Here is a 21,110-nt window from a genome sequence, read left to right on the forward strand (position 1 = left end):
GCGTCCAAATGGCGAACATATCGGGCCGGAAGGCGCGCGGCTAAGACTGGACGTCTTTGCAAGCGCCGTTCGGTTCGAGATGGAAGCCATTTGGACGTCCCTGCGGGATTTGACCAAAATGGCCCGCTGCGGCGCCGAGACGGCTTGAAATATCGACATATTCCTGCGCCCTCTCTCCTTGCAACAGGCCATTTTGCTTCAAACCTCGACCGCGCCAGTAATGGGTCCTGACCCTAAGGGCGCGTCTCCGCGCATTGCCGGGTGACTTCGCGCCTGCCGTTTGTTAGGCCTGACGCCAAGGGACAGGCGCGGAAGCCAGAACGACAACGCCAGCCTGTCCGGGGTCGTATCCGAGTTGGGGAAAGGTCCGCGTCTGGCTGCGCGCGCCTGCTGGGAGCGACCGTTGCATGGCCGAAGGAACTGGCAAGAAAGCGTCCGATCTTTTCGTCGAATGCCTTGAGGAAGAAGGCTGCGAGTACATTTTCGGCGTGCCGGGCGAGGAGAACCTCGACCTGCTCGATTCGCTCTCCCGCTCTGACAGGATCAAGCTGATCCTGACCCGGCACGAACAGGGCGCGGGGTTCATGGCGGCCACCTATGGCCGTCATACCGGCAAGACTGGCGTGTGCATCGCCACGCTGGGGCCGGGCGCCACCAATTTCGTGACGGCCGCCGCCTATGCCACGCTGGGCGGCATGCCCATCCTGATGATTACCGGCCAGAAGCCGATCAAGAAATCCAAGCAGGGCCGCTTCCAGATCCTCGACGTGGTGTCGATGATGCAGCCGATCACCAAGTTCACGCACCAGATGGCGTCTTCCGACAACATCCCCAGCCGCATTCGCGAGGCCTACCGGCTGGCCGAGGAGGAAAAGCCCGGCGCGACGCATATCGAATTGCCCGAGGACATTGCCGACGAATACACCGATTCACGGCCGCTGAAGCGCAGCCTGGTCCGCCGGCCCAACGCGGATGCCAAGTCGGTGCGGCAGGCGGTGCAGGCGCTGGAGGCGGCGAAATCGCCCGTGCTGGTGATCGGTGCCGGCGCCAACCGCACGATGACCAGCCGGATGTTGCTGCAATTCATCGAAAAGACGGGCATCCCGTTCCTGACCACCCAGCTCGGCAAGGGTGTGATCGATGAACGCCACCCCCGGTTCCTGGGATGCGCGGCGCTTTCCGCCGGGGACTTCGTCCACCGCGCGATCGAGGCGTCGGACTGCATCGTCAATCTGGGGCACGACGTGATCGAGAAGCCGCCGTTCTTCATGAAGAACGAAGGCGGGCCGACCGTGATCCACGTCTCCACCAAGACGGCCGAAGTCGATCCTGTCTACTTCCCGCATATCGAAGTGATCGGCGATATCGCCAACGCGGTCTGGCAGATGAAGGAGGACATCGTGCCTTCCGGCAGCTGGACGTTCGATCACATGCTGGCCTTCCGCAAGGCGGAGGTCGCGCATACCGACAAGCTCGCGGGGGACGCGCGGTTCCCGATCTTCCCGCCGCATCTGGTGCAGCAGGTGCGCGCCACGATGCCGGATGACGGGATCATCTGCCTCGACAACGGCGTGTACAAGATCTGGTTTGCCCGCGGCTATACCGCGTGCCGGCCGAACACGGTGCTGCTTGATAACGCGCTGGCCACGATGGGCGCGGGGCTGCCATCGGCGATGATGAGCGCGATGCTCTATCCCGATCGCAAGGTCATGGCGATCTGCGGCGATGGCGGGTTCATGATGAACAGCCAGGAGATGGAAACGGCCGTTCGCCTGGGCCTCAACCTCACCGTGCTGATCCTCAACGACAGCGCCTATGGCATGATCCGCTGGAAGCAGGCGAACATGGGCTTCAAGGACTTCGGGCTGACTTACAACAACCCGGATTTCGTGAAATATGCCGAAAGCTACGGCGCCAGCGGGCATCGCGTGCAAAGCGCAGCGCACCTTGTCGAACTGCTGGCGCATTGTCGGGATACGCCGGGCGTCCACCTGATCGACTGCCCGGTCGACTATTCGGAAAACGACCAGATCCTGAACAAGGACATCAAGGAACTGTCGAAGGCGCTTTAGGCGCAACCTGTTCCCCTCCCGCTCGCGGGAGGGGCTGGGGGTGGGTATACTCCCGCTCCTGAGAAGGCCCACCCCGGCCCCTCCCGCCAGCGGGAGGGGGGAGTTCGAGATATGGTGCAGTTGAAGGACGTTTATCCGCTCTACCTCAACAACAAGGCGGTGCAGCCCAACGCCGACTTGGAGGTGACCGACAAGTTCACCGGCGAGGTCGCGTTCCGCACCGCGCTGGCCACGCCGGACGTGATCGACGAAGCCATCGCCGGCGCGGTGCGCGCGGCCGAGCCGCTGACGAAACTGGCGAGCTTCGAGCGGCGCGACGTGCTGGACCATTGTGTCGGCCGCTTCCGCGAACGGTTCGACGAACTGTCCTATGCCCTGTGCGTCGAAGCGGGCAAGCCGATCGCCGACGCAGAAGGCGAAGTCGGTCGCCTGATCGACACCTTCCGCATCGCGGCGGAAGAGGCCACGCGCAACTATGGCGAGATTCAGCCGCTCGATATCTCGCCGCGCAGCAAGGGCTACATGGGCATGTGGAAGCGCGTGCCGATCGGGCCGTGCAGCTTCATCAGTCCCTTCAACTTCCCGCTGAACCTGGCCGCGCACAAGATCGCGCCGGCGATCGCGGTCGGCTGCCCGTTCGTGATGAAGCCCGCGTCGATGACGCCGCTGGGCGCGATCATCATCGGCGAAGTGCTGGCCGAATGCGACGTGCTGCCCGAAGGCGCGTTCTCGATCCTGCCGGCCAGCCGCGCCGGATCGGACCTGTTCACCACGGACGAGCGGCTGAAGCTGTTGTCGTTCACCGGCTCACCCGGCGTGGGCTGGGACCTGAAGGCAAAGGCCGGCAAGAAGAAGGTGGTGCTCGAACTGGGCGGCAACGCGGCCGTGATCGTCGACAAGGACGCCGATCTCGACCACGCGCTCGCCCGCATCATCTTCGGCGGCTACTACCAGTCGGGGCAAAGCTGCATCCACGTGCAGCGCGTGATCATCCACGCCGACATCTACGACACGTTCCGCGACATGCTGGCGGCGAAAGTGAAGACGCTGGTGGCTGGTGATCCAAAGCTGCGCGAGACGTTCATCGGCCCGATGATCTCGGCGAAGGAGGCGCAGCGGCTCAAGGGCTGGATCGACAACGCCGTGGCCGGCGGCGCCAGGTTGCTGGCGGGCGGCGGGTGCGAAGGCAACATGCTGGAAGCGACCCTGCTGGAAGACGCCCCGCGCGACAGCGACGTCTATCGTGAGGAAGCATTCGGTCCGGTGGTGATCCTGTCGAAGTTTACCGACTGGGATGCGGCGCTCGATGAAGTCAACGACAGCAAGTTCGGGCTTCAGGCGGGTCTGTTCACCAGCGATCTGCACAAGGTGCTGGAAGCGTGGGACAGGCTTGAAGTAGGCGGTATCGTCGTCAACGACGTTTCGAGCTACCGCGTCGACAACATGCCCTATGGCGGTGTGCGGGATTCAGGGCTGGGCCGCGAAGGCATCCGTTTCGCGATGGAAGACATGACCGAAATTCGTAACATGGTTATTCGGCGGGTGTAGTTCGTCTTTATTTCGGCACTGCTGCCCGCGTTCGCGCGGGGTTTCCTAACATGGGGCATGCTTATCGGCTACATTGGTTCTTTTAGCCTTGTAACCTTGCCGGGAAAAAGTTTGTCATGGCGTTGGGGTTATGGCAGAGCGGCGGCAGGTAAGACGGGGTATCATGAAGACCATAATTCCTGTTGTTTTGTGCGGCGGCAGCGGCACGCGGCTGTGGCCCCGTTCGCGCAAGGCGATGCCCAAGCCGTTCCTTCCCCTGGTTGGCGACACCACGCTGTTTCAGGCGACTTTGCTGCGCTGTCCACCGGATGCGGGCTTTGGCGATCCGGTGATCGTCACCGGCACCGCGCACCTCGGGCACGTGGAATCGCAGCTGCCCGATCCGGATCGGACGGCCATCATCGTCGAGCCCGAAGGCAAGAACACCGCCGCCGCCATTGCTCTGGCCGCGCTGCGCCTTCCCGAAGACGCGATCATGCTGGTCTGCCCCAGCGATCATCACATCGGCGATCTCGCGGCGTTTCAGGCGTCGGCACGGGCTGCGGCCGCGCTCGCGGCGGATGACTGGCTGGTTTCGTTCGGGATCGCGCCGACCGCGCCGGAAACCGGCTTCGGTTATCTCAAGCATGGCGAAACGATCGGTGATACCGGCGGCTCCAGGGTCGAACGCTTTGTCGAAAAGCCCGATCTTGACCGTGCCCGCCAGTTTCTGGCCGATGGCGGCTATTCGTGGAATGGCGGCATCTTCGCCTTCCGCGCCGGGGCGTTCCTAGCCGAGCTGGCAGCGCATCGCCCCGCGCTTGCCGCCGCCGTGCGCGAAGCGGTGGAGAAGGGCGTGGAGGAAGGGCATCGCTTCCATCCCGATGCGGCCGCCTTCGCCGCGATCGAAGGCGAATCGGTAGACTACGCGGTGATGGAGAACACCGTTCGTGCGGCCATGGTGCCGGCGGTGATGACCTGGTCCGATATCGGCAACTGGCAGGCGTTGCACGAGGCGCTGGAGCGCGATGGTGCGGGCAACGCGATCAAGGGGCGGGTGGAACTGAAGGATTGTGCCAACGTTCTGGTGCAGACCGATGGCCCGCGCGTGTCCGTGGTCGGCGCCACAAACCTGATCGTGGTGGTCGACAAGGACGAAGTGCTGGTCTGCACGCCGGAAGGCGCGCAACTCGTCGGTAAGCTGTCGGGCGCGGCAAACCAGTAGCGCTCGCGGGATGGCCCGCAGGGGTTGCGGCACGCGTTGAGGTCCGGTTGATGAAGCTCACCACCCGATCCGTCGAGAAGCCTTGGGGGCGTGACACCCTGCCGGCCCCATTCCCACCGCCGCATGGCGGCGCGCGCATTGGCGAAATCTGGTTCGTGCCGCCGCCCGAACTGCCCTCGCTGCTGGTCAAGTACATCTTCACGTCCGAAAAGCTTTCAGTGCAGGTCCACCCTTCCGATGCGCAAGCGGCCGCCATGGGCGAATCCGATGGCGGCAAGGAGGAGTGCTGGCTGGTGATTGATGCCGAGCCGGGCGCAACGCTGGGAGTCGGTTTCCGCGAAACGGTCGATAGGGAAACCCTGCGCGCCGCCGCGCTGGACGGGTCTATCGAGGATATGCTGGTGTGGCATCCCGTGCAGGCGGGCGATTTCTTCTACATTCCAGCAGGTACCGTCCACGCCATTGGCGCGGGGGTCAGCCTGATCGAAATCCAGCAGAACAGCGACATCACCTATCGCCTCTACGACTACGGCCGCCCGCGCGAGTTGCATCTGGACCGGGGGATGGCCGTGGCGCGGGGCGCGCCGCTCGATCCAGCGCTGCGGCGCGTGATTCCGCCGGAAGGCACCGTGGAGCTGGCCAGCGGGCCATACTTCACCGCGCATCGCGTCGATGGCGTCCCGGATGCCGCGCTGGCCGATGCCTATGCCGGGCCGTGCCTGATCGTGCCGCGTCGTGGCGAGGCGGTGGTTGAAGGGGAAGCCGTGCGGCCCGGCGAATGCGCCAGCGCCCCCGGTATCGGCGCGGTGCGCTTCGATCCCGCAGGGCAGACGATCGTCATTCGTCCTGCCTGAGCAGTCGCGCGGCAAAAAACGCCTTCAATGCCAGAGCCAAAGCGAAATCAGGGCTTGAACCCGAAGGGGTGTCTCGCCTAGTCTGCAGTCGCGGGGTCGCATTGCAGCACTACCGGTTCGCGTGGAGTGAAGAGGCAAAAGCTTCCACTCCTTTCCGCTACCGGCAGGAACGAGGGGCAATGCTGGGCAATTCGATCCATCCGAAGCGGCTTTCGACCGCTTTCCGGTCCGTCCCGCGATTGGGTTATCTGGCTGCGATTCTGTGCGTCTTGATGGCGTGCGCTGCGCTGTCGGCTGCCCTGTTCGTTCCCGCCGCGCCTCTGCAGGCCCAGAACGCGGGTGGCTCGCTCCGCGCGCATCAGGGCGTGGCAAGCTGTGCCGGCTCAACCTGCCATGGCCGCAGCGTCGCCGATGGCACCCCGGTGCGGCAGGACGAATTGCTGCGCTGGCAGGAAGAATCCTCGCCCACCGGTGCGCATAGCCGGGCTTATCGCGCCATCGTGGAGCCGCGCGGGCAGGCGATCGTCCGCCGCATGGGGCTGGACGCCGCCGGTGTGCAGCGCGAATGCCTGGGCTGTCATGCGACGCCCGGTGCCGTGCGCGTGGCCGATGGTGTCGATTGCGAAGCCTGCCATGGCAATGCCGGCGGCTGGCTCTCCACCCACTATACTGTCGGCGCCAGCCACGGGCGCAACGTTGCGCAGGGGATGACCGACCTGACCAGCCCGTGCGTGCGCGCGCAAGTATGCCTCGATTGCCACTTGTCCGGGGACGGCAAGGGCCAGTTCATCGCCCACCGCATCATGGCGGCGGGCCACCCGCGCATCTCGTTCGAACTGGACCTGTTCTCGACGCTCCAGGCCCACCACAACGAGGATTCGGACTATGCCCAGCGCAAGGGGGGCAAGACCAACGGGATGCGGATGTGGGCCGTGGGGCAGGCGGAAGCGGTCAAGCGCTCACTCGAACTGTTCAGCCAGCCGGGCAAGGCCAGTGACGGCCTCTTCCCCGAATTCACGTTCTTCGATTGCCATTCGTGCCACCGCCGCATCTATGACAGCGACGAGGCGACGGTGACGGCGATGCCCAATCCCGGCCGCCCGATTCACGCGGGGATGCCGCCTTACAACGACGAGAACATGATCATGCTGCTGGCGGCGGCGCGGGTGATCGCGCCCGATCTGGCCACCACGTTCGATGCGCGCAGCAAGGCGTTCCACCGCGCGATGGGCGAAGGCCGGCCGCAGACGGTGCAGGCGGCGCAGGCCTTGCGGCAGGCGGCGGACACGCTTTCGACCCGTTTCGCCGGCGCCTCATTCACCCGCGAACAGACCTTCGCGGTGATGGACGCCATCGCCAGCGACGCGGTGTCGGAACGCTTCACCGATTACGAAGGCGCGGTGCAGTCGGTCATGGCGATCGACACGCTGCTCAACGGCCTGGTCAATCAGGGCGCGGTTTCGGGCGGGTCCGCCAACGGCCTGCGCGTGCAGATCAACCAGGCCTATGCGGCGGTGCGGGATCCCAACGGCTTCCAGCCGATCGCTTTCCGCCGCGCGTTGGGCGGGGCCATTCGCAGCATCCGGAGCCTGCGCTGATGCCGGAGTCTGCACGGATGAAGGTAATGCTGGCCCTGCGACAGGCGGCTGCGCCCGGTGTGATCGCCAACCGGGCGGTAGCGACTCTGGCATCGTTTTCGCTCGCGCTGGCCGGTTGCGGGGGAGGCGGCGGTTCTTCGCCCGCGCCTTCGCCCACGGCGACACCCACCAGCAGCGCGCGCGTCTATGCCACGCCCGCGCAGGAAGCGCTGACGCCGGACGACGTGAAGAAGATCATCGCGCAAGCGGTGGGAGAGGCGCGCGCGCTCAACTATCCGGCGATCGTCGCGGTGGTCGACCGGGTCGGCAACGTGCTCGCGGTGTTCCGGATGAACGGCGCGCTGACGCGGATGGACACCAGCCGCCGCACCGCCACCGGGGAAATCAGCCCGCGTGAAGTCGATGCGCAGGGGCTGACCGTGGAAGCGACGATGGGCGCGATCGCCAAGGCGATCACCGGCGCCTATCTGTCGAGCGGCGGCAATGCCTTTTCCACGCGCACGGCCAGCATGATCGTGCAGGAACATTTCCCGCCCGCGCCGAACACGCCGGGGCTGGAAAGCGGCCCGCTGTTCGGGGTGCAGTTCAGCCAGTTGCCCTGTTCCGACCTCAACACGCGCTATATTACCAACAACCTGGGCGCAGCAGCGTTCATCGGGCCGAAGCGGTCGCCGCTGGGCCTCGCCGCCGATCCGGGCGGGTTCCCGCTCTACAAGAACGGCGTGGTGGTCGGCGGGATCGGCGTCATGGCCGATGGCGATTATGGCTATGACCCGAACGTCGCCGACGTGGACGGCGATCCCGAGGAATACATGGCGCTGGCCGGCATCCAGGGCTTTGCCCCGCCGGACAGCATCGTCGCCAACATGATTCCGGTCGATGGCTCGACCTTGCGCTTTTCGGACGCGCGGGTGGAAGGGCTGCACGCGCTCCAGACCGATTTCAACGCGATCAACAACACCGTGGGCACGCTGGTTCCGGTGAACGGATACTATCCCGGCGGCGTGGTGCTGGCGGGAACGGCCTATGGCACCGAAGCCAGCGGCTACCGCTATGCCACGTCGGGCGAGTTCGCGAACGCCGATGCCTTTGTGCTGACGGACGGATCGGGCAACGATCGCTACCCCATTCGCGGCGGCACCGATGGCGCGGACGTTACCCAGCCGCTTACCGCCGCCGAAGTGCGCGCGGTGCTGGAAGAAGCGTTCAAGGTGATGAGCCGCGCCCGCGCGCAGATTCGCCGCCCCCTCGACAGCCGCGCGCAGGTCACGATCTCCATGGTCGATACCTATGGGGCGCCGCTCGGCGTGGTGCGCGGGCCAGACGCGCCGATCTTCGGCACCGATGTCTCGCTCCAGAAGGCTCGCACCGCCGCGTTTTTCTCCGGGCCGAATGCCGCCGCGCAGTTGACCGGCGATCTTGACGCCGAAATTCCGGCATTCGTCCAGCGCGTGCGCGATTTTCTGGGCGATCAGACCGCGCTGACCGGCAAGGTCGCCTTTGCCGACCGTTCGGGCGGCAACCTTTCGCGCCCGTTCTTCCCCGATGGCGAAGTGGGGCGGCCCAATGGCCCGCTCTCGCGCCCGATCACCGATTTCAGCCCGTTCGCTACCGGCCTGCAGATCGCGCTGGTCAAGGCGAACCTGATCCAGCACGCGGTCTTCGTCGAAGGCTCCCTGAAGGCGCAGGATGTGGTGCAGCAATGTACGGCCGTTCCCGACGCACCCAACGGCAAGAAGCGGCTGGCCAACGGCATCCAGATCTTTCCCGGCTCGGTCCCGATCTATCGCGGTCGCCAGCTGGTCGGCGCAATCGGTATTTCCGGTGACGGCATCGATCAGGACGACATGATCGCGTTTCTGGGCGCCAACAACGGCGGGCTGCGTGTGGGCACGATCGGCAACGCGCCCAAGGACATGCGGGCCGATACGATCGTGGTCAACGTGGGGCAGGGCGTGCGGCTGCGTTACGTGAATTGCCCGTTCGCGCCGTTCCTCGACAGCAACGAACAGAACGTCTGCGAGGGCCTGTGATCGAAACCGCCGCCCTGTTCCTGCCTGTGCTTACCGCCACCACACCGCTGCCGGCGGCGGCTGTCGCGCCCGGCGCCCTGGTTCCGGCCGTGGCGCTGATGCAGTCGGCGCCCGCGCCTGCCGACACGGCCAGCGGCAGCGCGCCTCCACCTGCGCCGGAGGCGGCATCACCACCCGCGTTGCCCGGCGGCGCAACCGAAGCGGACGACGCCCTGATCGACGGACGCCGCCGCCCCGGCTTCAACAAGGAACTGCCCGACAAGGTCGACCAGACCAACCCCGGCGCGGTTTCCGCCCCGCCGCCCGAAGCCTATTACGACAAGTACGATGGCGAAGGCCCCGTGGGCGCGCTTGGCCTCGATGTCGGCGTGCCGGATCGCTGGCGCATCATGGGGTCGCTCTGCCCCAAGAAGGACCCGCAGACCGGCGCGCGCGATCGCGCGCTGTTCACGCTGTTCCCCAAGCTGGAATACGTCTGCCATTCCACGCTCGATCCCTTCCACCATTCGCTGCTGAAGGGCGATCATCCGCTATCGAAAGGCCAGCGTCCGGGCTTCCTCAAGGGCGATGACTGGTTCTTCATCGCCAATGCCGTGTCCGATACGGTGATCGAGCCGCGCACCTTCCCGATTCCCGTCGGCAACCAGACCACCACGCGGCCAAATTCGATCGACGTGTTCGGGCAGAGCAACAGCCTGGTGCTGTCGCAGACCTTCATCGCGGGCTTTTCGCTGCTCAAGGGCATGACCGCGTTCAAGCCGCCGGTCATCGAATACCGCGTGGCCGTGGGCGCCAACATCACCCATGTCGAAGTGCCCGAACGCCGCGTGCTCTATGTGGAACCCTCGAAAGGCACCACGCGCACCACCGGCTTCGTCGGCCTGCAGGAAGCCTTCATCGATTATCACATCGGCCGGTTCGATACGAAGCGCTACGATTTCGTCTCGCTGCGCGCCGGCATCCAGCCGTTTCAGTCGGACTTTCGCGGCTTCCTGTTCAACGACAACCAGCTCGGCGTGCGCCTGTTCGGCAACCGCGACAACAACCGCTGGCAGTTCAACCTCGCCGCGTTCTGGCGGATCGAGAAGGACACCAATTCCGGGCTGAACGACGTGACGCAGCCGCTGCGCCGCGACTGGATCTTCACTGGCAACATCTACCGCCAGGATTTCCCGTTCGTCGGGCTGACCAGCCAGGTCTCGCTCACCTACAACATGAACCGGGAAAACCGCTACAAGTCGGACAAGAACGGCTTTCCCGCGCGCCCCGCGCTGCTCGGCGATATCCGCCCGCGCCAGTACGACGTGGTCTACATCGGTTATGCGGCGGACGGCCACGTCGGCCGGATGAACCTGACCGCGCAGGCCTATGCCGCGCTGGGGGAGGATCGCAACAGCTTCATCACCAGCCGCCCGGCCGTCATCAAGGCGTTCATGGCGGCGGCCGAAGCCAGCTACGACATCAACTGGATGCGCTTCCGCCTTTCCGGCCTGTGGGCCAGCGGCGACAGCAATCCCTATGACGGCACCGAAGGCGGCTTCGACGCCATCTTCGAGAACCCGCAGTTCGCCGGGGCCGATACCAGCTACTGGATTCGCCAGTCGATCCCGTTCGCGGGCGGTGGCCGCGCGGTGTCGCTCAACGGCCGCAACGGCATTCTCAATTCGCTGCGCACGTCGAAGGAACTGGGCCAGTCGAACTTCCTCAATCCCGGCACGGTGCTGGCCGGGGTGGGGGGGGATTTCGATCTGCTGCCCACGCTGCGCGTCTCCGCCAACGTGAACCACCTGTGGTTCCAGAACACCCGCATCCTGCAGGTCTTGCGCAACGAGGGCTCGATTCCCAACAGCATCGGCTGGGATACCTCCGTTTCCGCGATCTGGCGGCCCAACGCCTCGCAGAACCTGGTGTTCCGCCTGTCGGGCGCCGTGCTGCACGCCGGCAGCGGTTTCCGTGACCTCTTCGCGCAGGAAGGTGGCGGCAGCCGCTACTACTCCGTCCTCGCCAACGCGACACTGGCCTTCTGATGACCCAGCCTTCCGCCTTCCGCCGTCCTGCCGCCCTATTTCGCCGGCTTCGCGCCCTGCCGCTGGCATGGCTGCTCGCGGCCTTCGCCGTCCTGGCCGTGCCCAGCGCGCTGTGGGCTTCGGGTGAGGAAATGCCGCAGAAGGTCAAGTATGTCCGCGCGCCCGCGGCCCCGCGCGGCCAGCCGGGCGATACGGCGGAGGAGCAATGGGCCTTCGTCGACCAGAAAAACGCCGGTTGCGTCAGCTGCCACACCGCCAGCGATCACAAGACCATGCACGCCAGCCCGGCGGTGGTGCTCTCCTGCGTCGATTGCCATGGCGGCAACAACCAGGTCGTCGCGGACCGGAGCTGGAACCGGGGCAGCATGGAATACGTGGGCGCGATGAAGGACGCCCACGTCCTGCCGCGCTTCCCGGTGGCGTGGGGCTGGCCTTCCTCGGCCAATCCCAAGCGCTCCTACGCGCTGCTGGCCAAGGAAAGCCCGGAATTCATCCGCTTCGTGAACCCGTCGGACTATCGCGTCGCCCGCGATTCCTGCGGGGCCTGCCACATGAACATCATCGAGGCGTCGGAACGTTCGCTGATGTCCACCGGCGCGATGCTGTGGGGCGGCGCGGCCTATAACAACGGCATCGTCCCCTTCAAGAACTACATGTTCGGGGAAAGCTTCACCCGCCAGGGCGAACCCGCGCTGCTCAAGTCCGCGTCGAAGGAAATCGGGCCGGACGGGAAGCCGATGTGGGGCACCGTCACCCCGCAGGAAAAGGCGCGCGGCGCGCTGCCCGTGCTCTATCCGCTGCCGCGCTGGCACACGATCCCGCCGGCGGACGTGTTCCGCGTGTTCGAGGATGGCGGTCGCACGATCAACCCGCAGTTCCCCGAAATCGGCCTGCCCAACTCGACCGGTCTGATCCAGCGGCTCGACGAGCCGGGCCGCCCCGATCTCAAGCAGTCGAACCGCGGCCCCGCCACGGGCCTGCGCGTCGCCATTCCGGTGCTGAACATCCACAAGACGCGCCTGAACGACCCGTTCCTGTTCCAGATGGGCACCAACGATCAGCCGGGCGATTACCGCTCCTCGGGCTGCGCCTCGTGCCACGTCATCTACGCCAACGATCGCGAGCCGCGCCACAGCCTGAACTATGGCAAGTGCGGGCGCGACGGGCAGACGATCACTGCCGATCCCACGATCAACTCGCTGCGCGAAGGCCAGCACCGTGCCGGCAAGTACGGCAGCTATGACGCGGCGAAGCAAGAGCACAAGACGCGCGTGCGCGGCACCGTGCTGGGCGGGCAGGGCGGCTATCTGCCCGGCGATGCCAGCGATGCCGCCGGCTCGAAGGATCTTGCCGGCGATTGCGCGCGCGCCATCGCTTCGGCCGAACAGCTCACGTTCTCGCCCGCTGCCGGCGTCGCGCCGCACGGATCGATGGACACGCACGCGATGGGCCAGGTCGAAGCCCACGCGACGGCGGGCCTGGACAAGGCGGGCCATGCCCTGCCCCCTGCCGCTGGCGGTCATGACGATGGCCCGGTGGCGATGCAGGACCGCGAGCGCGGGCATCCGCTGGTCCACGCCTTCACCCGCGCCATCCCCACGGCGCAGTGCATGAACTGCCACATGCACCAGCCCAACATCTTCCTGAACACCTACCTCGGCTACATCATGTGGGACTACGAATCCGATGCGGATTCGATGTGGCCGGGGCCGGAGAACCGCGCGCCGAAGCCGGCGGGCATGTCTGACGCGGACTACCAGCGCATCTTCAAGAAGCAGTTCCACCCGAACATGGCCGAAGCGCGCGAGATTCTCGATCGCAATCCGGAAGCGGCTTCTACCCATGGCCTGTGGCGCGACGTGGAGTTCCTGCGCAACGTCTATGACCTGAACCCGCAGCTCAAGAACACGCAGTTCGCGGACTACCACGGCCACGGCTGGAACTTCCGCGCGATCCTGAAGCGCGACCGGCGCGGCAACCTGCTGGACGATGAAGGCGATATGTCGAGCTATGGCACCGACAAGGCGCACATCGTCAATCCGGACGATCCGGAAAAGTGGCGCAAGAGCGGTGCCAATGGGACCATGGAGGGCAAGTTCGTCGAGCCGGGTCCCGACAATCCCGGCAAGGCGGTCCACATGATGGACATCCACGCCCAGCTCGGCATGCAGTGCGCCGATTGCCACTTCTCGCAGGACAGCCACGGCAACGGCATGATCATGGGCGAAGTGGCCAACGCGGTGGAGATCGGCTGCAAGGACTGCCACGGCACGCCCGACGCCTATCCCACGCTGATGACGTCTAACCTCGCCGCGCCGCCCAAGGGCAACAACCTCAGCCTGCTGCGCAACGCCGACGGCCAGCGCCGGTTCGAATGGATGAAGGCGGCCGACGGGCGCCGCGTGCTGATCCAGCGCTCGATCATCGATCCCAACCTGTCCTGGCGGGTCAGCCTGGTGAAGGATTCGGTCGACGCGCGCTTTGCCGGCAAGGTCGATGATCTGGGCAAGCCGATCTTCAATCCCAAGGCGGCGCGGGCCAAGCTGATGGCGAAGTCCGCCGCGCAGGATGGCGTGTACAAGTTCGGCACCGGCGTTCCCAAGGAACAGCGCGCCCACCGCGATGACGATATGGCGTGCTTCACCTGCCACTTGTCGTGGACCACGTCGTGCGCCGGCTGCCACCTGCCGATCGAGGCGAACTGGAAGTCCACCACGCACAAGTACGAAGAGGACTACACCCGCAACTACGCGACCTATAACCCGCAGGTCGCGCGCGACGACATGTTCCAGCTCGGCAAGCACCAGCGCAACAAGACCTCGGGTTCCGATCCGGTGCAGTTCGACAAGGACGGCAACCCCGTCAGCGGCAAGGCGATCACCGCGCCGATCCGCTCGTCCTCGGCGCTGATCCTGTCGTCCACCAACATCAACCGCGAACGGATCTACGTGCAGCAGCCGCCGATCTCGGCGATCGGCTATTCCTCGCAGGCGTTCGCGCCGCACTTCCCGCACACCGTCCGCAAGAACGAGACCAAGCAGTGCACCGACTGCCACCTCAGCCAGCAGGACGATAACAACGCGATCATGGCGCAGCTGCTGCTGCTCGGCACCAACTACGTGAACTTCGTCGGCATGAACGCCTGGTTCGGGCTGGACGGCGGGTTCGAGGCGGTGCGCGTCACCGAATGGGACGAACCGCAGGCGGTGATCGGCAGCTATCTCCACCGCTATGCCTATCCGGACTACTGGAAGCAGCACGTCGAGAAGAACGGCCGCGAGCTGAAGGACTGGACGCGCGGCGGCGTGATCGACGGCAAGCTCTCCGAAGAGACCAAGGGACGCGAACAGTTCACCAACGTCACCAAGGGCACCTCGGACGCGGTCCGCTGCCTGCAGATGCGCGGCGAATACATGTTCGTGGCCGAAGGGAAGGGCGGCTTCCGCGCCTATGATATCGCCTCGGTCAGCAACAAGGGCTTCTCGGAACGGATCACCACCGCGCCGTTCTCGCCGCTGGGGCATGACACGCATGTGGATACGAAGAACGCCACCTGCATGGCGCTGCCCACTAACCAGGCGATCGCGCCCACGCGCAACACGCCGGAACTGCGCCATCTGAACCAGGAGCAGCCGTTCTCGCCGATCTACCATTACGCCTTCGTCACCGATGCGGTGGAAGGGCTGATCGCGGTCAACGTCGATACGCTGGCCGATGGCGAGTTCCGCAACAACTTCTTCCGCCGCGCGCTGACGTTCAATCCGGACGGAGTCCTGACGGGCGCGCGGCACATCACGCTTGCAGGTGACTATGCCTATATCGTCACCGACAAGGCGCTGGTCACCGTCCACCTCCCCAAGCCCTGGTCGCCGGGCAAGCCCTGCGAGGCGAGCGAGGAGAAGGGCGGTGAGACCTGCCTCGATCCACGCGTCACCTCGGTCGTGCCGCTCAAGGACCCGCGCGCCACGGCGGTGCAGTTCCGCTACCTGTGGGTGACGACGGCCAACGGGCTTGAGCTGATGGACGTGACAAACCTGGCGCAGCCGGTGCCGGTGCCGCAGGCCACTGTTCCGCTGGCCGATGCCCGCCGCGTCTATGTCGCCCGCACCTATGCCTATGTCGCGGCCAAAGCGCAGGGGCTGGTGATCGTGGACGTGACCGCGCCCACGCGCCCGGCGATCCAGCAAGCGTTCACCGCCGACGGGCAGTTGAACGATGCCGAGGATGTGATCGTCGCCTCCACCAACGCCTCGTTGTTCGCCTATGTCGCGGACGGGCGGAACGGGATGAAGGTGGTGCAGCTTACTTCACCGTCTAGCCAGCCGAACTTCTACGGCTTCTCGCCCGAACCCCGGCCGGAACTGATCGCGTGGGCGCACACGCCCAGCCCGGCCCTGGCGCTCTCTAAGGGGCTGGATCGCGATCGCGGCGTGGATGAAACCGGCGGGCAGATCGCCATCTTCGGCCGGCTGGGATCGCGTCCGTTCAACCGTGCTGAGATGGAGGAACTGTTCCTCAACGATCGCAGGGAACCGTTCCGGGTCTCGAACGCTGTCGACATGAATCTCTGGGTAGGGGCGACAACTGCACCGCAGCTGATGGCCCGCACCGACCGCTAGTCTGCGCTTCTGACGGTTTGTGGAGAGGAATGGCCGCGCACCGGGGTTTACCCGGGCGCGGCCCCTTGAGCGTTCAGGCTCCGATCGGTTTCACGATGCTTCCAGCAACAGGATGTCGATGTCCAGCTCCAGCCGCGGGGCGGGCAGCAGGGTGTGGTCTGCCCGCGCCACGCTGGCGTCGGCCACCAGATGGCCGGGGATGTGAAACGGGTGATCGGGCAGCACTGCGATCAGGTGTTCGCCGTCCTCGATCGCCACGGTTTCGTCGAAGCGCAGCGTGAAGCTGTGGCGCGCGCCGGAAAAGGTCACGCTGGCCCACGGCGTTTCGCGTTGGCTGACGAGGATGGCGCGTGCGCCCGCCAGGGCGCTGAGGGCGTGCCATAGCCGCTCGCCGGCGGTGCGGTGGTGGCGGGCCGGGCGAGAGGCGCGCGGCGCGTCCCGAAACAGGGCATGATCAACCAGCATGGGCATCGCTCGCGAAGGCCTCCGGCTTGTAGTTGTTCATGAAATGTTCTACGCGGGAGATCATTTCGGGGCGGGGCTCGCGTCCGTTGCGCATGTCCATGACCAGGCGGGGGTCGTGCGCGGCCATGCGGCCGAACCGGGTCACCGGCATCCCGGTGCGGAGCAGGAATTTTTCGATCTTGCGGATGAGCACGGTGCAATCTCCCTCGCGAATCCATTTAGGATTTTTCTTATGTTGACGGACAAATCCTACAAGTCTAGGAAAAATCCTTCGACAATGGTGGGCACATGACCGGAACCGATCTTCAGGCCCGTGCACGGGCGCGTCTGCTGGAGCTTGCCGGCGGGCGCGGCGTTAGCCTTTCGGCGCTCTCGGGCCTGCTGGGGCGCAATCCGGCCTATCTCCAGCAGTTCGTGCGCAAGGGCAGTCCGCGCAAGCTGGAGGAGGACGACCGCCGCGTTCTCGCCAATTTCTTCGGCGTGTCGGAAAGCGAGCTCGGCGCGCCGGCCCATGCGGCTTCGGGAAGCGCGGTCGCGGTGGGCGGCGTCGCCCGCGCGCTGGTCGATTGGGCGGATATTCCGCGCCTGCCGCTGGGGGCCTCGGCCGGTCCCGGAGCGCTGGCGCGGGACGAAGCGCCATCGGGCCAACTGCGCTTCTCGGCCCGTTGGCTCAAGGCCCAGGGGCTCGATCCCGTCGCGCTGTCGGTGATCGCGGTGGAAGGCGATTCGATGGAGCCGACCTTGCGCGACGGGGACGAGATTCTCGTCGATCGCACGCCGCGCGCGTTGCGTGCCGGTATCCACGTCATCCGCCTTGACGACATGTTGCTGGTCAAGCGCCTCGAACCCGGCCCGGCCGGCACGATGCGTGTGATCAGCGACAACCCGGCCTATCCGGCCAGCGAACGCGCGATGGGTGAGGTCGACGTGGTTGGACGCGTGGTGTGGAAGGGCGGGCGCCTGTAGCGCGCCGATTATGGCACGGTGGATGGCTCGTCCCTTGCCAAGCGCCACGCGACCCGCCATTTCCCTTTGCATGACCGAAACCGCCGCGCAGCCGCCGATGAAGGTGGCCATCATCCCCGTCACGCCGCTGGAACAGAACTGCACGCTGGTGTGGTGTACCCGCACCATGAAGGCCGCGTTCATCGATGCCGGCGGTGATCCTGAGCGCTTGAAGGCGGCGATCGCCAAGGCGGGCGTTACTATCGAGAAATTGCTCGTCACCCATGGCCACATCGATCACTGCGGCGTGACCGGCATTCTCGCAAAAGACCTGGGCGTGCCGATCGAGGGGCCGCACGAGGCGGACCGCTTCTGGATTTCGCGCCTGGACGAGGACGGCAAGCGCTGGGGCATCCCCGGAGAGCCGTTCGAGCCGGACCGCTGGTTGCAGGATGGCGAAAAGGTCACGATCGGCGAACTGGAGCTGGACGTGATCCATTGCCCCGGCCACACCCCCGGCCACGTCGTGTTCTATCACGCGCCCTCGCGGTTCGCGATCGTGGGCGACGTGCTGTTCCAGGGCTCGATTGGCCGCACCGATTTCCCGATGGGCAACCATCAGGATCTGATCGATTCGATCACGCAAAAGCTGTGGCCGCTCGGCTCCGACGTCACGTTCGTGCCCGGTCACGGGCCGACCAGCACGTTCGCGCGCGAGCGCCAGACCAATTCCTACGTCAGCGATTACGTGCTGGGATAAGCAATGGGCCGGCCGGGCTACGCGCGCGGCCGGCCCGTAATCGATCAGGCGTCCAGCACGATCGAAACGGCCCAGACGGCAAGGCATAGTTGCGTCAGCATCGTGGTCAGCGTGCCCACACCGCGCAGGAAGCCCAGCGGGCCGCCGTCCATGCCGATGCCGTGCGCCACGCGGCCCAGGATAAAGATCGCGGCGGCGCCCAGCAGGAAGGGGTTGCCGGCGCGCGCCAGCTCGATCCCGCCCACCATCACCAGCACCACCGGTGCGTTTTCAATGAAGTTCAGTTGTGCGCGCATCCGGCGGATCAACGCTTCGTTGCCACCGTCGCCCACGCTGATGCCGGTGGCGCGGCGCACCATGCCGACCCGAATGGTAAGCCAGATATTCAGCAGCGCGGCGGCGGCGGCCGTGCTCAATGTGACAGGCAGGATCATCCTCTCGTCCACTCCCCTTGTTGTCCGCACGATTGCTAGCCCTGTTGCGCTTGCAAAGCACGAGAAATTCCGTATAGGCGCGCCTTCGCCCGCGATAGGGGCGACTCCCAACTTGCCGTTCCGCCGCATACGCGCGCAGGGGTTGTGCGGAAGGCTTGTTTTCCCTATCGCGCCCGTAACAAACAGTTTCGCAAGATCAGGAACAGGTGCCGAAATGGCCGTCCCCAAAAGAAAGACCTCGCCGTCCCGTCGCGGCATGCGCCGCAGCCACGATGCGCTGAAGGCGGAAGCATTCCACGAATGCTCGAACTGTGGTGAACTGAAGCGTCCGCACATGCTGTGCAACGCCTGCGGTCACTACAACGGCCGCGAAGTCATCGCCGTCGGGCTCTGATCCCATCAATTGGGGGGTATTCGCACAATGAGCCTGCCGCGTATCGCTGTTGATGCGATGGGCGGCGATGAGGGCGTGCGCGTGATGGTCGAAGGCGCGGCGCTGGCCCGTCGTCGCCATGATCGCTTCAAGTTCCTGTTGGTCGGGGACGAAGAACGCATCAAGCAGGCTCTCGAAAACCACCCCAATCTGCGCGCGGCGACGGAAATCCTCCATGCGCCCGATGTCGTCTCGGGCGATGAGAAGCCGACTCAGGCACTCCGCCGCGCGAAGACGACGTCGATGGGGCTCGCTATCGACGCCGTGAAGCGCGGCGATGCCGGCGCCGCCGTCAGCGCGGGCAACACCGGCGCGCTTATGGCGATGGCCAAGCTTTCGCTGCGCACCATGCCGGGAATCGACCGGCCCGCGCTTGCGGCGCTGCTGCCCACGATGGGCGAGCACGATCTCGTCATGCTTGATCTTGGCGCGAACACCGAATGCGACGCGCGCAATCTAGTCCAGTTCGCGATCATGGGCGCGGCCTATTCGCGCATCGTCACCGGCCTGCCGGCGCCGCGCGTGCGCCTGCTCAATATCGGCACGGAAGAGACCAAGGGCACAGAGGAACTCCAGGCCGCCGCGCAGCAGCTCAAGGAAGCCAACGCCAGCCTCGCGATGTCGTTCGATGGCTATACCGAGGCGGACAAGCTTTCGCGCGGGGACGTGGATGTGGTCGTGACCGACGGCTTCTCGGGCAACATCGCGCTCAAGGCGGTGGAAGGCGCGGCCCGCTTCGTGGCGGACCTGCTCAAGCGCAGCTTTGCCAGTTCGCTGCGGTCCAAGGTGGGCTTCCTGATCTCCCGCCCGGCCACAGAGCTGCTCAAGCATCATCTTGACCCGAACAACCACAACGGGGCCGTGTTCCTGGGCCTCAACGGGATTGTCGTGAAAAGCCATGGCGGCGCTTCGGCGCTGGGCGTGGCCAATGCCGTGGCGGTCACCGCTCGGTTGCTGGAGGAAAATCTGACCGAGCGTATCGCGGCCGACCTTGCCAGCGTCGGTGCTGAAACCATCCGTTCCTCCAGCCGCCGCAAGACCGCCGCCGCGCAAGACGAGACGGCGGCGTGATGATTCGATCGGTGATTACGGGCAGCGGTTCGGCGCTGCCGCAACGGTCGGTCTCCAACGCCGAACTGGCAAAGATGGTCGATACGACCGACGAATGGATCGTCGAGCGCACGGGCATTCGCAACCGCTACATCGCCGGGGAAGGCGAAACCACATCGAGCCTGGCGACCGATGCCGCCCGTCGTGCGCTGGAAGCGGCCGGCGTCGATGCCTCGCGCGTCGACCTGATCGTGCTCGCCACGGCAACGCCGGACCAGACGTTTCCCGCCACGGCCACGATCGTCCAGCACAACCTGGGCTGCAACGGCGGCATCGCGTTCGACGTGGCGGCGGTCTGTTCGGGCTTTCTCTACGCGATGGCCACGGCCGACAGCATGATCCGCACGGGGATGGCTAAGTGCGCGCTGGTGATCGGCGCCGAAACCTTCACGCGCATCCTTGATTGGGAAGACCGCACCACCTGCGTCCTGTTCGGCGATGGCGCCGGCGCGCTGGTGCTGGAAGCGCGCACGGTGGCCGATGATGACCGGCAGGCGCCTGGGATCATTGCCTCGCGGCTTCACGCCGATGGCCAGCACAACCAGTTGCTCTATGTGGATGGCGGCCCGTCGACCACCGGCACGGTCGGCAAGGTGCGGATGAAGGGGCGCGAGGTGTTCCGCCATGCCGTCGTCAATCTTGCTTCGGTGCTGGAAGAGGTACTGGCGGCATCGGGTTACGCGCCGTCCGACATCGACTGGGTGGTGCCGCACCAGGCGAATTTCCGTATTCTCGACGCGACCGCGCGCAAGCTGGGGCTGCCGGCGGAAAAGGTCGTGGTCACGGTGGATCGCCATGCCAATACCAGCGCCGCCTCGGTGCCGCTCGCCTATGACACGGCGGCGCGCGATGGCAGGATCAAGCCTGGCGACCTTGTGATGCTGGAGGCAATGGGCGGCGGTTTCACCTGGGGTGCCTGCCTCGCGCGCGTCTGATCGCGGAGATTTCATCCGAATTCCCTTCAACCCCAAGGCATTGCATTGCCATGCAGACGTTTTGCATTATGGT

Annotated in this window: 16 protein-coding genes; 13 read left to right on the forward strand and 3 right to left on the reverse strand. The window is 65.6% G+C overall.

From position 1 onward, the window contains the following. The first annotated feature begins 407 nt into the window (after nucleotides 1-407). The 8 genes from F1640_RS16550 to F1640_RS16585 all read left to right on the forward strand — a co-directional run bounded on the left by F1640_RS16550 (nucleotide 408) and on the right by F1640_RS16585 (nucleotide 15,955). Nucleotides 408-2,072, forward strand: a complete 1,665-nt coding sequence (locus F1640_RS16550) for an acetolactate synthase large subunit (protein WP_194920183.1) — start codon at nucleotides 408-410, stop codon at nucleotides 2,070-2,072. 111 nt (nucleotides 2,073-2,183) lie between these two features. Further along, nucleotides 2,184-3,620 (forward strand): aldehyde dehydrogenase family protein, encoded by a 1,437-nt coding sequence (locus F1640_RS16555; protein ID WP_124807986.1) that lies wholly within the window; start codon nucleotides 2,184-2,186, stop codon nucleotides 3,618-3,620. Nucleotides 3,621-3,783: 163 nt separating this feature from the next. After that, the gene (locus F1640_RS16560; RefSeq protein ID WP_194920185.1) at nucleotides 3,784-4,824 is read left to right on the forward strand and encodes a mannose-1-phosphate guanylyltransferase; all 1,041 of its coding nucleotides are present in this window, start codon (nucleotides 3,784-3,786) and stop codon (nucleotides 4,822-4,824) included. Nucleotides 4,825-4,874: 50 nt separating this feature from the next. Then, on the forward strand, nucleotides 4,875-5,678 hold the full coding sequence (locus tag F1640_RS16565; RefSeq protein ID WP_255530393.1) for a class I mannose-6-phosphate isomerase: 804 nt from the start codon (nucleotides 4,875-4,877) through the stop codon (nucleotides 5,676-5,678). A gap of 272 nt (nucleotides 5,679-5,950) precedes the next feature. Next, nucleotides 5,951-7,276 carry a cytochrome c family protein gene (locus F1640_RS16570; protein WP_255530581.1) on the forward strand — a complete coding sequence of 442 codons (1,326 nt, stop codon included), beginning with the start codon at nucleotides 5,951-5,953 and terminating at the stop codon, nucleotides 7,274-7,276. A 17-nt stretch (nucleotides 7,277-7,293) separates the two neighbouring features. Next, a complete protein-coding gene (locus tag F1640_RS16575) occupies nucleotides 7,294-9,309 on the forward strand; it encodes a heme-binding protein (RefSeq protein WP_375336205.1) in 2,016 nt (671 codons plus the stop codon). Between the two features lie 98 nt (nucleotides 9,310-9,407). Then, a complete protein-coding gene (locus tag F1640_RS16580) occupies nucleotides 9,408-11,336 on the forward strand; it encodes a hypothetical protein (protein ID WP_255530582.1) in 1,929 nt (642 codons plus the stop codon). Next, complete coding sequence (locus F1640_RS16585) at nucleotides 11,336-15,955, forward strand: multiheme c-type cytochrome (protein ID WP_194920190.1); 4,620 nt, start codon at nucleotides 11,336-11,338, stop codon at nucleotides 15,953-15,955. The genes F1640_RS16580 and F1640_RS16585 overlap by 1 nt, the downstream gene beginning before the upstream one ends. Nucleotides 15,956-16,045: 90 nt before the next feature. On the opposite strand, the gene F1640_RS16590 is transcribed toward F1640_RS16585, so the two are convergent. Together F1640_RS16590 and F1640_RS16595 are read right to left on the reverse strand one after the other, a co-directional pair. Next, on the reverse strand, nucleotides 16,046-16,426 hold the full coding sequence (locus F1640_RS16590) for a hypothetical protein (RefSeq protein ID WP_255530394.1): 381 nt from the start codon (nucleotides 16,424-16,426) through the stop codon (nucleotides 16,046-16,048). Next, entirely contained in the window at nucleotides 16,410-16,613 is a 204-nt protein-coding gene (locus tag F1640_RS16595; protein ID WP_194920192.1) for a hypothetical protein, read from the reverse strand. The genes F1640_RS16590 and F1640_RS16595 overlap by 17 nt, the downstream gene beginning before the upstream one ends. A gap of 95 nt (nucleotides 16,614-16,708) precedes the next feature. Here F1640_RS16595 and F1640_RS16600 point away from each other — a divergent pair, with 95 nt between their 5' ends. Both F1640_RS16600 and F1640_RS16605 read left to right on the forward strand, forming a co-directional pair. After that, nucleotides 16,709-17,386, forward strand: a complete 678-nt coding sequence (locus F1640_RS16600) for a S24 family peptidase (RefSeq protein ID WP_194920194.1) — start codon at nucleotides 16,709-16,711, stop codon at nucleotides 17,384-17,386. 70 nt (nucleotides 17,387-17,456) lie between these two features. Then, nucleotides 17,457-18,125: an MBL fold metallo-hydrolase gene (locus F1640_RS16605; RefSeq protein WP_194920196.1), complete on the forward strand. Its 669-nt coding sequence runs from the start codon at nucleotides 17,457-17,459 to the stop codon at nucleotides 18,123-18,125. A gap of 44 nt (nucleotides 18,126-18,169) precedes the next feature. Here F1640_RS16605 and F1640_RS16610 read toward each other — a convergent pair whose 3' ends face one another. After that, the gene (locus F1640_RS16610; RefSeq protein ID WP_124807978.1) at nucleotides 18,170-18,559 is read right to left on the reverse strand and encodes an MAPEG family protein; all 390 of its coding nucleotides are present in this window, start codon (nucleotides 18,557-18,559) and stop codon (nucleotides 18,170-18,172) included. Nucleotides 18,560-18,773: 214 nt separating this feature from the next. On the opposite strand from F1640_RS16610, the gene rpmF reads away from it, so the two are divergent. The 3 genes from rpmF to F1640_RS16625 are packed head-to-tail and all read left to right on the forward strand — an operon-like array spanning nucleotide 18,774 to nucleotide 21,037. Next, nucleotides 18,774-18,953: a 50S ribosomal protein L32 gene (gene rpmF, locus F1640_RS16615; protein WP_124807977.1), complete on the forward strand. Its 180-nt coding sequence runs from the start codon at nucleotides 18,774-18,776 to the stop codon at nucleotides 18,951-18,953. Between the two features lie 27 nt (nucleotides 18,954-18,980). After that, the gene (plsX, locus tag F1640_RS16620; RefSeq protein WP_124807976.1) at nucleotides 18,981-20,063 is read left to right on the forward strand and encodes a phosphate acyltransferase PlsX; all 1,083 of its coding nucleotides are present in this window, start codon (nucleotides 18,981-18,983) and stop codon (nucleotides 20,061-20,063) included. Continuing rightward, entirely contained in the window at nucleotides 20,063-21,037 is a 975-nt protein-coding gene (locus F1640_RS16625) for a beta-ketoacyl-ACP synthase III (RefSeq protein WP_190287121.1), read from the forward strand. Before plsX ends, F1640_RS16625 begins: the two co-directional genes overlap by 1 nt. The last annotated feature ends 73 nt before the right edge of the window (nucleotides 21,038-21,110 follow it).

Source organism: Novosphingobium sp. NBM11 (assembly GCF_015390225.1).
GTDB lineage: Bacteria > Pseudomonadota > Alphaproteobacteria > Sphingomonadales > Sphingomonadaceae > Novosphingobium.